7 protein-coding genes are annotated in these 14504 nt (G+C 72.6%); 6 read left to right on the plus strand and 1 reads right to left on the minus strand.

Annotated features, from left to right (window positions below; all coding sequences use genetic code 11):
- Nucleotides 1-2015: tetratricopeptide repeat protein (locus E6R18_RS29605; protein WP_136319957.1), on the plus strand; the 2015-nt coding region annotated here is incomplete at its 5' end.
- Nucleotides 2016-2227: 212 nt separating this feature from the next.
- Here E6R18_RS29605 and E6R18_RS29610 read toward each other — a convergent pair.
- Entirely contained in the window at nucleotides 2228-2422 is a 195-nt protein-coding gene (locus tag E6R18_RS29610; RefSeq protein ID WP_136319958.1) for a hypothetical protein, read from the minus strand.
- Between the two features lie 336 nt (nucleotides 2423-2758).
- On the opposite strand from E6R18_RS29610, the gene E6R18_RS29615 reads away from it, so the two are divergent.
- From E6R18_RS29615 to E6R18_RS29635, 5 genes are all read left to right on the plus strand, one after another.
- Entirely contained in the window at nucleotides 2759-4096 is a 1338-nt protein-coding gene (locus tag E6R18_RS29615) for a helix-turn-helix domain-containing protein (RefSeq protein WP_136319959.1), read from the plus strand.
- 212 nt (nucleotides 4097-4308) lie between these two features.
- The gene (locus tag E6R18_RS29620) at nucleotides 4309-10695 is read left to right on the plus strand and encodes a non-ribosomal peptide synthetase (RefSeq protein WP_136319960.1); all 6387 of its coding nucleotides are present in this window, start codon (nucleotides 4309-4311) and stop codon (nucleotides 10693-10695) included.
- Nucleotides 10692-11480, plus strand: coding sequence for an alpha/beta fold hydrolase (locus E6R18_RS29625; protein ID WP_136319961.1), 789 nt, complete (start codon nucleotides 10692-10694; stop codon nucleotides 11478-11480). The genes E6R18_RS29620 and E6R18_RS29625 overlap by 4 nt, the downstream gene beginning before the upstream one ends.
- Nucleotides 11481-11521: 41 nt before the next feature.
- Nucleotides 11522-12556, plus strand: coding sequence for a TauD/TfdA family dioxygenase (locus E6R18_RS29630; RefSeq protein WP_136319962.1), 1035 nt, complete (start codon nucleotides 11522-11524; stop codon nucleotides 12554-12556).
- An 8-nt stretch (nucleotides 12557-12564) separates the two neighbouring features.
- Nucleotides 12565-14418, plus strand: coding sequence for a non-ribosomal peptide synthetase (locus E6R18_RS29635; protein ID WP_136319963.1), 1854 nt, complete (start codon nucleotides 12565-12567; stop codon nucleotides 14416-14418).
- The last annotated feature ends 86 nt before the right edge of the window (nucleotides 14419-14504 follow it).

The raw sequence follows: 14504 nt of genomic DNA on the forward strand, positions 1-14504 counted from the left end.
GGCTCGCCGTGATCACCGGCAAGCCCGGCACCGGCAAGTCCACGCTCGCCGTGAACCTCGCGCACCGCCTCGCCGAGACGGGGTTCCCCGACGGCCAGCTCTACTGCGACCTGCGCGGCACCGGCACCCCGGCCACCACCCTGGAGGTGCTGGGCCGCTTCCTGCGGGCCCTCGGCATCCCGGGCCAGCTGATCCCGGACTCGCTGGACGAGCGGGCGGAGATGTACCGGACCCGCCTCGCCTCGCGCCGCCTCCTGGTCGTCCTGGACGACGCCGCCACCGAGAGCCAGGTGCAGCCGCTGCTCCCCGGCAGCCCCGACTGCGCCGTCCTGGTCACCAGCCGGGCCAGGCTGACCGCGCTGCCGGGCGCGCACCGCGTCGAACTGGACGTCCTGGACGAGGAGCGGGCACTGAAGCTGCTGTCCAGGATCATCGGGCCGGAGCGGGTCGAGGGCGAGGCCGCGTCCGCCGAGGCGCTGGTCCGTACGGTCGGACGCTTGCCGCTGGCCCTGCGCATCGTGGCCGCCCGGCTCGCCGCACGCCCCCACTGGACGCTCGCCTCGATGGTGCACAGGCTGGCCAACGAGCGGCACCGGCTGGACGAGTTGGCGCACGGCGAGATGACGATGCGGGCCAGCCTGTCGCTCACGTACAACGGTCTGGCGCCGGAGGACCGCGGGCTGCTGCGGATGCTGAGCATGTCCCGGACGACGACGCTGCCCGGCTGGCTGGCCGGCGCCCTGCTGGACGACGACCGCCCCGTACCGTCCGACCTGATGGAACCGCTGGTCGACATGCAGATGCTGGATGTCGTCGGGGTGGAGCGCAACGGCGGCTACCGGTACCAGTTCCACGAGATCATCCGGGTCTACGCCCGCGAGCAACTGGCCGCCCACGACGCTCCGGAGGAACGGCGGGCCGCGCTCACGCGCATGGCGGGCGGCTGGATGTACCTCGCGCAGGAGGCCCATCGCAAGGTCTACGGCGGCGACTTCACCGTGCTGCACGGCGATGCACCGCGCTGGGCGCCGCCCCCGTCCTGCACCGAGGAGCTGCTCGCCGATCCGCTGGCCTGGTTCGACGCGGAGCAGGCAGCGCTGTGCGGGATGGTGGAGCACGCCGCCGACGAGGGCCTGCACGACGTCAGCTGGAACCTGGCGACGACCCTGGTCACCCTGTTCGAGGTGCGGGGCCATTACGACCTGTGGGAGCAGACCCACGTACGGGCGCTGGCCGCCGTGCGCAAGGCCGGAAATCTGCGGGGGACCGCCGCCGTCCGCGCCTCGCTCGGCTCGTTGTACATGAGCCGCAACGAGTTCGACATGGCGCGCCAGGCGCTGAGTTCGGCGCTCGACGTCTTCCAGGCACTGGACGAGCCGCAGGGCGAGGCGCTGTGCCGCCGCGACATGGCGCTCATCGCGCGGACGAACGGTGAGGACTACACCGCCCTCGACCTGTACGAACGGTCCCTGGCGGACTTCGACCGGGCCGGAGACGTGGTGGGCCGGGCGATCGTGCTGACGCAGAGCGCCCACATACGGATGCGCCGGGGCGAGACGGACGCGGCGCAGCTCCAGTTGGACGAGGCGCTGGAGATATACGACGGGGTCGGCTACCTGGGAGGCCGGGCGCGGACCCTGCGCAGGGTGGGGCAGCTGCTGCTGGAACGGGGAGAGCTCGATCTCGCGGTGCTGACGTTCACGGAGGTCCTGGAGCTGTGCCGGGACTCCGGCGATGTGATCGGTGAGGGGCATCTGCTGCGCGACCTGGGCCATGCGTTCGCGCTGATGGGGCGGCCCGACCGGGCCAGGTATTTCTTCGACCGGGCCGTCGCGGCCCGGGAGCAGATCATGGATTTCGGCGGCGGCGCTCTGGCCCGCCTGGACTTGGCCCGACTGCTGGAGGACGAGCCGGGGCGTTCCCGGGACCTGCTGGGCCCCGCGCTGGAAGTGTTCAGGAGCCGGGGCATGAAGCGTGAACTGGCGGAGACGCGGCGGCTGCTCGGCACCGGCTGAGGTGAGCGGGCGGGCAGCAGCGGCTGGGTTCAGCCGGCTCGGTGGCGGCTGAGGTCAGCGGGCGTGGGGGCTGCTGAGATCAGCGGGCGTGGGAGCTGCTGAGATCAGCGGGCGTGGGGTGTGTTCCGGGGCGGTGGCCCGGGGGCGGGGTGTGTTCCGGTGCCGTATCCCAGGGGCGGGTGCTGCCCGGGCGGTCAGTCCCAAGAGGTGATTCAGTCCCAGGGGTTGTTCTCGGTGGGGCCGGTGGCGCCGGGGGTGGGGGTGCTGGAGGTCGTGGTCGGCTGGGTGCCGGTGTCCGACGCGTCGTCGGCCCAGCCCACCTGGACGCCGATGCCGGTGACGATCACGACGGCGGCGGTGGCGAAGGCGGCGCGGAGGGCGTTGCGGGCGGTGGTGTTCTTCGTCATCGGACTGTCCCCTCGTCGGTGTTCCGCTTCCTTGTGGACACCACGTTAGGAATGGCCGGATTCACCGCACCGGTCCCGGTCCTATCCCGCCGCTATCACGGATCCGCGCCTCTATCACCCGCGGCGCCCGCCCGTCCGGCCGGGACGTCCGCCGTCTCCTGTCGCTATCGCGGGACGGGCCGGCCGGCCCCGGACGGCGTTGGTCCCGCGATGCTCCCCGGATAGGGCGCGTGGGGAGGATTTCGGCCAGAAGCAAGGCACAGAAGCCGTCCCTCCCCAGCACCCCGGCCGGAATCCGCACCCGGGGCGCCTCTCCCCGACGAGCAGGAGCCTTTCATGACGTTCAGCCACCCCCCGCAGGACACCCCGGCGACCGCCGCCGCCCCGCTCGGCTCCCTGATACGCGGCCACCGCCTCCGCATCGGCCTGACCCAACGGGAGCTGGCGGACCTCTCCACGATCAGCGTGCGTGCCATCCGGGACCTGGAGAAGGGGAAGGCCCAGCGGCCGAGAACGGACACGGTGCGGCTGATCGCCGACGCGCTGAGACTCGGCCCCCGGTCGCGTACGGCGCTTGAGGAGGCCGCCAGACGCGGGCCGAGGGCGGGCGGTGACGTCCGGCGCCTGTCCGTGGAGCTGGCGGCGCCGCCCGTGCCGCTGTACCCGCTGGTCGGCCGGGAGGCGGAGACCGGTGTGGTCGTGGAGGAGCTGGGTTCGGGCGCCGAGCGGCTGATCACCGTCGTCGGGCTGAGTGGCGTCGGCAAGACCCGGCTCGCCCTGGAGGCGGCCGCCCGCCTGCACGAGGCCGGGCTGCCCGTGCTGTGGCACTCCGGGGACGGGGCAACCGCCGACTGCCTGCGGGCCGACGAGGACCCGCTGCCCCGGCTGGCCGACGGCTGCGCCCGCTTCCTGCGCGGCGAAGGGGAGGACGGAGACCTGCTGCCCGAACTGGCGGATGTCCCGGGGGTCATCGGCGCAGGCGGCACCGTGCTCGTCCTCGACGGCGTGGACACCGGCGGGCTCGACTTCGGCCGGCTGAGCCGTCTGCTGCGCGCGTTCCCGGGCCTGCGCCTGCTGGTCACCGGGGAGCGGCCGTGGAACGTCCCCGGTGAACGCCTCTTCCTCCTCTCGCCGTTGGAGGCGCCCGCACCGGCCGCCGGGTCCACGGACGCGGCCGCCGTCCGGTTCTTCCTCAGCCAGCTCCGCCGCGTCCGCCCCGACATCGTGCCCGACGAGCAGGCGCTCGCCGATGTCGCCTGGATCTGCCACCGCCTCGACGGCCACCCGGCGGCGCTCGGTGCCGCCGCCTCCTGGCTCACCGTCTGCGACCTGTCCACCCTGCGCAACATCGTCGACTCCGACCCGGCCCCGCTGCTCGACCACCTCGCCGGGGGCCAGGACGGCTCCCGCCTCCAGGACCGGGTCCGCCGCACCCTCGCCGCTCTGCCCGCCGCGTACCGGACGCTCGTCGGCGACCTGTGCCGCGCAGGCGACGGGGAGTTCCTGCTCCAGGACGTCGTCCGGCTCACCGGGCGCACGCTGCCGGAGTGCGGCCGGCTGATCCGCGAGCTGCTGGTCAGCGGGGTGGTCCGGTCCAGTGCGGACGGTGGGCGCTCGGGGTTCCGCGTCCTGTGCGTGGTGCGCGCGTCGGCCGGTGCCGCGGCTGCCGTCTGACTGCCGCAGCCCCGCCGAACTGCTGGCCCTACCGCCGGAACAACTGCCGCTCGGCACCCCGCTCCGGCGGTTGTATGGCACTGCCGGCCCGGCACGGACGACCGGGTGGGGCCGGCCGGTCCGGCCCTCCCGCCCGGCCCGCACCGCCCGCACCTTTCGGCTCCGCGCTTCCAGGACCCGCCCATCCCGCCGCGACCCACACAGGAGACCCCATGCCGTCCGACGCGACCGTCGCACCCGCTCCGGCCGCCTTCCGGTTGCCGCTCTCGGAGGCCCAGCGCGACATCTGGACGGCCCACACCCTGGACCCCACCGGCCTGAAGTACAACGTCGCCGAGTGCCGGGACATCCTCGGCCCGGTCGACCCGGAACTGATGGCGGCCGCCTGGCGCCGCCTCGTCGAGGAAGCGGACGTCATGCGCACCCGCTGCTTCGAGGACGACGGCGAGACCGTGTGGCAGCTGATCGACGCCGAACCGGGCGCCCGTCAACTCCCGTTCACCGATGTGAGCGCCGAGGACGACCCGGAGCGCGCGGCCTGGGCCCTGGTGGACGAGGCGGTCGGCACCGCCTTCGATCTGACCCGCGAGTCCCCGGTCCGCTGCGCGCTGATCAAGCTGGCCGATGACCGGTACTTCTACTTCTACGGTTTCCACCACCTGCTGGTCGACGGCGTGAGCGTGTCGATGCTGCTGAAGCGGCTGGTCGAGCTGTACGAGACGGCGGTCGCCGGCGAGTCGTGGGGCGATGCGCCGTTCGGCCGGCTGGCCGACCTGCACGCCGAGGACGCCGCCTGGCGCAGCTCGGAGGGGGCCGCCGCCGAACGGACCGCCTGGCGCGCGCACTTGGCCGGTGCGCCGGAGACACCGCACAGCCTGGTGCGGGGCAACGGCCGGGCGGTCCCGTCCCGGGGCGCGCTGCCCTTCTCCCGGCGCACAATCCTGGTGCCTGCGGCGGACGCGGACCGGCTGCGTGCCGTCGCGCGTGCGGAGCGGGTTTCCTGGCCGGTGCTGGTGGTCGCCCTGTTCACGGTGTACCTGCACCGCGTCACCGCTCAGGACGAGCTGATGCTCGCGCTGCCGGTGACGGGCCGGACCACGAAGGCCGCCCGCAGCACGCCCGGCATGACGTCGAACGTCGTACCGCTGCGGCTGCGGGTGGGCGCCGGGGAGACCCTTCACACGCTGGTGCGTGCGGTGTCCGCCGAGGTCAAGCACGGCCTGCGCCATCAGCTGACGCGCTACGAGGACCTGCGGCGCGACGCCGGCGCCCTCACCGGCGCCCGCAGGCTGACCGGGCCGGTGCTCAACATCATGGGCTTCAACGCGGGCATGACGGTGTGCGGCAACCCCACGATCAACCACAACGTGAGCAACGGCCCGGTGGACGACCTCAGCGTCGCGGTGTACGACCTGGGCGCGGCGGACGGCCTGCGGATCGACTTCGACACCCCGGTCGAGGGGGTCGACGCCGACGCCATCGCCGCCCACCAGGACCGCTTCGCCGCCTTCCTCACGGCCGCCCTCGCTCCGGCCGATGAGCAGGGGGAGCCGGCCGATCGCAGGGTCGCCGAGCTGGAGGTGCTGTCGGCGGACGAGCGGGAACTGCTGCTCGGGGCATGGGCCGGAACGGTGGTCGAGCGGGACGATGTCTCACTGGTGGAGCGGTTCGAGGAGCAGGTCGCCCGCTCGCCGGAGGCCGTCGCGCTGATCGACGGAGAGCGCCGGTACACGTACGCGGAGCTGAACGCGACCGCCAACCGCTGGGCCAGGCTGCTTCGTTCACGCGGACTGCGCCGGGGCGACCTCGCGGGCGTCCTCCTGGAACGTAACGCCTCGTTCGCCGCCGCAGTGATCGCGGTGGTCAAGGCCGGTGCCGGCTACACGCTGCTCGACCCGGACTTCCCGGACGAGCGTCTGCGTGGCGCCGCCGACGATGCGGGGATCGCGCTGCTCCTCACCGACGACGCCCTCGGGCAGCGCTTGGAGGGCCCCTGGACCGTGGTGTCCTGCTCCTCGGGGGCCCCGGCCGACGAGTCGGACGCAGACAGCAACCTCGGCCTGCCGCTGGTGGGTGACGATGTGGCGTGCGTGATGTTCACCTCGGGCTCCACCGGGCGGCCGAAGGGCATCCTGTCCTCGCACCGCAACCTCGTCTCCACCGTCACCGCACAGACCTACGGACAGTTCGGACCCGGCGAGACCTTCCTCCAGTGCTCACCCGTCTCCTGGGACGCCTTCAGCCTCGAATTCTGGGGCGCCCTCCTCCACGGCGCCACCACCGTCCTCCAGCCCGGACAGAAACCCGAACCCGCACTCATCACCGAACTCTCCCAACAGCACCGCGTCACCATGCTCCAACTCTCAGCCAGCCTCTTCAACTACCTCACCGACGAACACCCCGACGCCTTCACCACCGTCACCACCGCCTACACCGGCGGCGAAACCGCCTCCCCCACCCACATCCACCAACTCCACCAAACCTCACCCCACACCACCGTCATCAACGGCTACGGCCCCGCCGAATCCATGGGCTTCACCACCACCCACACCATCACCCCCACCCCCCAACCCCACACCACCATCCCCATCGGATCACCCCTCACCAACAAAGCCGCCTACATCCTCGACACCACCCTCCAACCCACCCCACCCGGCACCACCGGCCACCTCTACCTCACCGGCCACGGCCTCGCACACGGCTACCTCAACCGACCCGACCTCACCGCCACCCACTTCATCCCCAACCCCTACGGACCCCCCGGCACCCGCCTCTACCACACCGGCGACCTCGCCCACTTCGACCAACACGGCCACCTCCACTACGACGGCCGCGCCGACACCCAACTCAAAATCCGCGGCTTCCGCATCGAACCCAACGAGGTCGAGACCGCCCTCCTCACCCACCCCCACATCACCCAGGCCACCATCACCACACACCACGACGAGCTGTCCGCCTACGTCGTCATCGACACCGGCACGGTCACCGTGGAAGACATCCGCCGCCACCTCACCGACCGGCTCCCCGACCACATGGTCCCCGCCCACCTCACCCCGCTCGACCGGCTGCCCCTCACGCCGAACGGAAAGATCGACAAGCGGGCTCTCCCCGAGCCGGCCGCAGCGGTGAGCGCGGCGCGTGCGCCGCAGACCCCGCTCGAAGAGGTCACGGTCGCCCTCTTCGGCCGGGTGCTGGGCACCTCGGACCCGGTGGGCGTGGACGACAGCTTCTTCGCCCACGGCGGTCACTCGCTCCTTGCGGCCCGCCTCACCAACCACATCGCCGATGTCCTGGGGCTGCGGCTCACCATCCGGGATGTGTTCCAGCACCCCACCCCCGCACGCCTCGCCCAGCACATCAGCACCCTCAAGGGCCGGCCCGCGCTCCCGCCCCTCGTCGCAGGTGCATGGACCGGTGAAGACAACGCTCCCGTCTCCTTCGCTCAGCGCCGACTGTGGCTGCTGGCCGAACTGGACGGCGGGAGCGCCGCCTACAACGTCCCGATGGCCGTACGCCTGGCGGGCCCGCTGGACGTCGATGCCCTGGAGACCGCGCTCAACGACGTGGTCGAGCGGCACGCTCCCCTGCGGACCGTGTTCGCGACGGTCGACGGCGAACCGCGCCAGCACGTCCTCCCGGCAGCACGAGCCCGTGTGGCCATCGAGCGCCGCATGGTGACCGCCGACGCGCTGGACGAGGCCATGACCGGGGCAGCCCGTCACGTCTTCGACCTCGGGAGCGAACGCCCGCTCAGGGCATCGCTGTTCGAGGTCAGCGACGGCTCATGGGTGTTCTTCCTCCTGCTGCACCACATCGCGACGGACGGCCGGTCAACCGGCGTGTTCTTCGACGACCTCTCACGGGCCTACGAGGCACGCATCGCGGGCGCTGAAGGCCAGGTGCTGGAGCCGCTGCCGGTGCAGTACGCGGACTACGCGGTATGGCAGCAGCGGGTGCTGGGGGCGGCCGATGACGCGGACAGTGTGCTGGCACAGGAGCTGGCCTTCTGGCACAAGACCCTGGAGAGGCTGCCCGAGGAACACGCGCTGAACCTCGACCGCCCCCGCCCCGCACGCGCCTCGCATCGCGGTGGGCAGATCGGCGTCGAGCTGGGGCAGGGCCTCTTCGAGCAGGTCAGCGCGCTGGCCCGTGCCGAGGGGTGCACCCCGTTCATGGTCGTGCACGCGGCACTCGCCGCCGCCCTCACCAGGCTCGGTGCCGGTACCGACCTGGCCATCGGCTCCCCCGTCGCCGGCCGCACCGACGAAGCACTCCGCGACCTCGTCGGCTTCTTCGTCAACACCCTCGTCCTGCGCACCCACACCGACGGCAACCCCACCTTCCGCGAACTCCTCGAACACGTCCGCACCACCGACCTCGACGCCTTCGCCCACCAGGACGCACCCTTCGACCTCGTCCTCGACACCCTCAACCCCACCCGCACCCTCTCCCGCCACCCCCTCTTCCAGATCTGCCTCACCCTGGACGCAGGAGAGACACCGGTGCTGAACCTGGGCGATGCCCGGGCCACCGGAATCCCCGAAGTCACGAGTGGTGCGGCCAAGTTCGACCTGGAGTTCCTGCTCCGCTCGGACGACGGCCAGGGCCTGCGCGGAACGGTCCTCTTCGCGGAGGACCTGTTCGACCGCTCCACCGTCCAGCGGATGGTCGCCGTGCTCGGCAAGGTACTGCGCCAGGCCCTGGCCGATCCCGAGCTGCGCCTCGGGGAGCTGGACGTGCTGTCGGACACCGAGCGGGAACTGCTGCTCGGACCGTGGGCCGGGTCCGTGGCCGACATCGGCGATGCCTCGCTGGTCGAGCGGTTCGAGGAGCAGGTCGCCCGCTCGCCGGAGGCCGTCGCGCTGATCGACGGGGAGCGCCGGTACACGTACGCGGAGCTGAACGCGACCGCCAACCGCTGGGCCCGGCACCTTCGGGCGCGGGGGCTGGGGCGGGGCGACCTCGCGGGGATCCTGCTCGAGCGCGATGTCAGCTTTGCCGCCGCGCTGATCGCCGTCCTCAAGACCGGCGCCGCGCACGTACTCCTGGACCCCGACTTCCCCGACGAACGGCTCCACTCCGCGGCCGGCGAGGCCGGGATCAGCCACCTCGTCACCCGCCCGGGACTCGCCGACCGCCTCGAAGGCGCCTGGTCCACGTGCGTCGAGGGCCCGGACGAGGTTTCCGCCTACGCGCCGGACAACCTCGGCCTGCCGATCGAGGGCAACGATGTGGCGTGCGTGATGTTCACCTCGGGCTCCACCGGGCGGCCGAAGGGCATCCTGTCCTCGCACCGCAACCTCGTCTCCACCGTCACCGCACAGACCTACGGACAGTTCGGACCCGGCGAGACCTTCCTCCAGTGCTCACCCGTCTCCTGGGACGCCTTCAGCCTCGAATTCTGGGGCGCCCTCCTCCACGGCGCCACCACCGTCCTCCAGCCCGGACAGAAACCCGAACCCGCACTCATCACCGAACTCTCCCAACAGCACCGCGTCACCATGCTCCAACTCTCAGCCAGCCTCTTCAACTACCTCACCGACGAACACCCCGACGCCTTCACCACCGTCACCACCGCCTACACCGGCGGCGAAACCGCCTCCCCCACCCACATCCACCAACTCCACCAAACCTCACCCCACACCACCGTCATCAACGGCTACGGCCCCGCCGAATCCATGGGCTTCACCACCACCCACACCATCACCCCCACCCCCCAACCCCACACCACCATCCCCATCGGATCACCCCTCACCAACAAAGCCGCCTACATCCTCGACACCACCCTCCAACCCACCCCACCCGGCACCACCGGCCACCTCTACCTCACCGGCCACGGCCTCGCACACGGCTACCTCAACCGACCCGACCTCACCGCCACCCACTTCATCCCCAACCCCTACGGACCCCCCGGCACCCGCCTCTACCACACCGGCGACCTCGCCCACTTCGACCAACACGGCCACCTCCACTACGACGGCCGCGCCGACACCCAACTCAAAATCCGCGGCTTCCGCATCGAACCCAACGAGGTCGAGACCGCCCTCCTCACCCACCCCCACATCACCCAGGCCGTCGTCACCACCCACCGTGACCAGCTCTCCGCCCACGTGGTCGCCAGTACCGACACATTGGCCATGGAGGATGTCCGCCGCCACCTCACCGCACGGCTGCCCGAACACCTCGTCCCCACCTATCTCACGCCGCTCGACCGGCTCCCCCTCACCCCGAACGGGAAGATCGACAAGCGCGCCCTGCCCGAGCCGGCCGCCGTCGTCTCCGCCGGAGGCCGGGCGCCGCGTACCTCGCTCGAAGAGACGCTGGTCGGCCTCTTCACCCGCACGCTGGGTGCGGGTGAGGCGCTGAGCATCGATGACGACTTCTTCCACCACGGCGGCCACTCGCTCCTGGGCGCCCGCCTCACCAACCACATCGCCGTCGCCCTCGACGTCCGGCTCACCGTCCGGGACGTCTTCGAGCACCCGACGCCCGCCCGGCTCGCCGAGCACATCACCGCGCTGAAGTCCGCACCGGCCGCCAAGAAGAAGGCCCGGCCCGCCCTCCGCCGTCGTACCGAGACAGAACGGATCAGCTCATGACCACCTCTGCGGCCCCCGCCCCCGAAGACGTCGTCTGGGACCTTCCCGGTGACGCCCCGCACCGCCTGTCGCTGCTGGTGCTGCCGCACGCCGGGGGCAACGCCCACGCCTACGGCGGCTGGCGCCAGCACCTGCCGGCCGATGTGCGGCTGCTGATCGGCCAGTACCCGGGGCGCGGCGCCCGCTACTGCGAGGACCTGCCCGAATCCGTGGACGACCTGGCGCAGCCCGTGGTGGAGTCGCTGCCGGCCGACACCGGTGAGCTGGTGGTGTTCGGGCACAGCATGGGGTCCCTGGTCGCCTTCGAGGTGGCCCGTGCGCTGCGGGCCGCCGGCCGTACGCCGCGCGGGCTGATCGCCTCCGCGTGCCGAGCGCCGGTGCTGCCCAACCAGTGCCCGGTGCACCCGGAGCGGCTGGACGACGACCAGTTGGTCGCCGCCATCAAGGAGCGCGGCGGCACGGACGACGGCATCCTGGACGACCCGGAGCTGCGGGAGATCGTGCTGCCGTCCATCCGGGCGGACTTCGCGATCGACGACGCCTACCGGTGCACCGCGCCGGACGCCCGGCTGGACTGCCCGGTCACCGTGTTCGGCGGGGCCGCCGACACGATCGTCCCGGCGGACATGCTCGCCGGCTGGTCGCAGGTGACCGGCGACGAGGTGGTGCCGCAGGTGCTGCCCGGCGACCACTTCTACTTCCAGCAGGACCTGCCGGGCTTCTTCGCCCGTCTGAACCCGGTTCTCGACGCCCTTCGCGAGTCCGCCGCCCCTGCCTCCGCGTAACCACGCCCGCCGATCTTCACTCAAGGAACGAGGAACCCATCGTGACCGCTCTCGCCCAGCCGCCCGCCACCACCGGTATCGCCCCCGTCCGGGAGCCCGGCAAGCCGGCGATCGTCCACACGCCGGAGTTCGCCACCATGGCGGAGGCCGCCGCCTGGCTGACCGCCCAGCGGCCCGCGATCCAGGCGGAACTGCACCGGTCCGGTGCGGTCATGCTGCGCGGCCTGCCGGTGGCGGACGCGGCGGCGTTCGCATCGGCGCGTGACGCGCTCATCGCGGAGCGGGCCGGCTACAAGGAGAAGGCGACCCCGCGCACCGACTTCGGGGAGGGGGTGTTCTCCTCCACCGACCTGCCGGCCGTCCAGCCGATCCGGCTGCACAACGAGAACAGCTACACGCTGGACTTCCCCGGCGTTCTGCTCTTCGGCTGCGTGACCGCCCCCGAGACGGGGGGCGCCACGACCGTCGGCGACATGCGCGCGGCCCTGGCCAAGCTGCCACCGGAGCTGACCGCGCGGTTCGCGGAGGCGGGCTGGCTGCTGGTGCGCAACTACTCCGACCTGGCGGGCATGCCGTGGCGCAAGGCGTTCTCCTCGGACCGGCCGGAGGGCGCCGAGGAGTACTGCGACGCCCACGCCATCGGCTACGAGTGGCTGGACGAGGACACGCTGCGTACCCGGCAGCGCCGTTCGGCGATCATCACGCACCCGGTGACCGGTGAGCGGGTCTGGTTCAACCACTTCGCCTTCTGGAACGCCCGCACCCTCGACGAGGACGTCCGCGAGGTGCTGGTCGACACCTTCGGTGCGGACGGGCTGCCGTTCAACACCTACCTGGGGGACGGCAGCGCCCTCACCGACGCCGAGGTGGACGCCGTCAACGAGGTGTACCAGGCGGTGACCGTACGGGAGAGCTGGCAGGCCGGTGACCTGATGCTGGTCGACAACATCCTCTGCGCACACGGCCGCGAGGCGTTCACCGGCGACCGGAAGATCCTCGTCGCCATGGGCGAGCCGGTGCCGCTTTCGGACTGCTCCCCGGCCTCCGCCCCCTCCACCACCCTGTACGGAAAGTGAGCCCCGCCATGACCGCCGTACTCCCCGAGCGCGTCGCAGCCCCCGCCCCGCAGGCCGTGAACGCCCACCCGGCCGGCTGCCCCTGCGCCGCGTGCGCCTCGGCCGGGACCGGCGCGGCCGACCTGCTGGCCCGGCTCGCCGCCGTACCCGGTGACCGCACCGCCGTCGTCGCCGGCGACCTGGAACTGAGCTTCGGCCAACTCCGGCAGCGGGCCTCGGCGTTCGCGGCCGGGCTGGCCGGGCTCGGTGCCGGGCCGGAGAGCGTCGTCGCCCTGTGCCTGCCGCGCGGCGCCGGTCTGGTCACCGCGATCATCGGCACGCTCACGGCGGGCGCCGCCTACCTGCCGGTCGACCCGGCGCTGCCCGAGGAGCGGCGCCGCCTGCTCATCGAGGACTCGGGCGCCGACCTCGTGGTCAGCGACGGCACCGGCCCGGCGCTCCCCGGCCCCCGCGCGGTCACGGCGGAAGAGCTGATGGCCTCCCGGGGCGGGGCGGCCACCGCGTACGCGCCGGTGCCGGTCGGTCCGGACACGCTCGCCTACGTCATCTACACCTCCGGCTCCACGGGCCGGCCCAAGGGCGTGGAGATCGGGCGCGGCGCCGCCTCGCTGCTGCTGCGCGAGCTGGAGGGCGCGGGGGCGGCGGGCGGGGACGGCCGGCGGGTCGGCTGGAACGCCTCGCCGTCGTTCGACGCGTCGGTCCAGCAGTGGGTGCGGCTGTCGCGCGGCGACACGCTGGTGATGATCGACGAGGAGACCCGCCGGGACCCCGCCCTGCTGGCCGCCTTCATCGACGCGCGGGGCCTCACCGATCTCGACATCACCCCGTCGCACGCCGAACCGCTCCTCGACCTGCTCACCCCGGACGGCGGTCCCCGCCCGCTGACCCTGCTCGTCGGCGGCGAGGCGATCGGGCCGGCGCTGTGGGACCGGCTGGCCGCCGCGCACCGCTCCGGTCTGCTGCGCGCCGTGAACGTGTACGGGCCCACCGAATGCACCGTCGACGCCACCGCCGGCTGGATCGAGGAGCCGGGCGAGCCGCACATCGGTGCCGTGCTGCCGGGGCTGCGGATGCGGCTGCTGGACGAGCACCTGGTGCCGGTCTCCCCGGGCGAGGCGGGCGAGCTGTATCTGGCCGGGCCCCGGGTCGCCCGCGGCTACCGTCGCAGCCCCGGCCTGACCGCGCAGCGTTTCGTCGCGGACCCGTTCGGTGCGCCGGGCGAGCGGATGTACCGCACCGGTGACCGCTGCCGGCTGCTGCCGGACGGCCGGCTCGTCCACCTGGGCCGGCTCGACGGCCAGGTGAAGCTGCGCGGACACCGCATCGAGGTGCAGGAGATCGAGGCCGCCCTCACCCGGGCCGGTGGCGCCGCCGAAGCGGCCGTGGTCCTGGGCGAGGACGCCGGGGGCAGCCCGTGCCTGATCGCCTATCACCGGGGCGGGGACGCCGAGGCGCTGCGTACGGCCGTGGCGGCCGCACTGCCGGCCTACATGGCGCCGTCCGCGTTCGTCGCCGTGGACCGGTTCGCGACCACCCCCAGCGGGAAGCTGGACCGCGCCGCGCTGCCGGCCCGGATCGAGGCGGCCGAACCCGCCGGGACATCCCCGCGGGGCGACGGCGTCGAGGGGCGGGCCGAGGAGCTGATCGCCCGGGTCTGGGCGCAGGTGCTCGGCGCGGCGTCGATCGGCCCCGACGACAACTTCTTCAAGCTCGGCGGCCACTCGCTGCTCGCCATCAAGCTGGTCTCCCGCGTGCGCGCCGAACTCTCCCTGGCGCTGCCGGTGAAGGCGGTCTACGCCCACCCGAGGCTGCGCGACCTCGCCGCCCACATCGAGGAGTTGCTGGCCGCCAAGGATGGCTGAGCCCCGGCTCGGCCCCGTCACCGGCCCGCTCCCCCGGCTCCGCCCCCTCACCGGCCCGTTCTCCCGCCCGCCCCCGTCTTCCCCGA

Source organism: Streptomyces sp. A1277, from assembly GCF_004795015.1.
Classification (GTDB): domain Bacteria; phylum Actinomycetota; class Actinomycetes; order Streptomycetales; family Streptomycetaceae; genus Streptomyces.

Bases quoted from the DNA above. Each gene is read 5' to 3' on its own strand.
- E6R18_RS29620 (WP_136319960.1), top strand. From the start codon at position 4,309: ATGCCGTCCGACGCGACCGTCGCACCCGCTCCGGCCGCCTTCCGGTTG.
- E6R18_RS29615 (WP_136319959.1), top strand. From the start codon at position 2,759: ATGACGTTCAGCCACCCCCCGCAGGACACCCCGGCGACCGCCGCCGCC.
- E6R18_RS29610 (WP_136319958.1), bottom strand. From the start codon at position 2,422: ATGACGAAGAACACCACCGCCCGCAACGCCCTCCGCGCCGCCTTCGCC.
- E6R18_RS29635 (WP_136319963.1), top strand. From the start codon at position 12,565: ATGACCGCCGTACTCCCCGAGCGCGTCGCAGCCCCCGCCCCGCAGGCC.
- E6R18_RS29625 (WP_136319961.1), top strand. From the start codon at position 10,692: ATGACCACCTCTGCGGCCCCCGCCCCCGAAGACGTCGTCTGGGACCTT.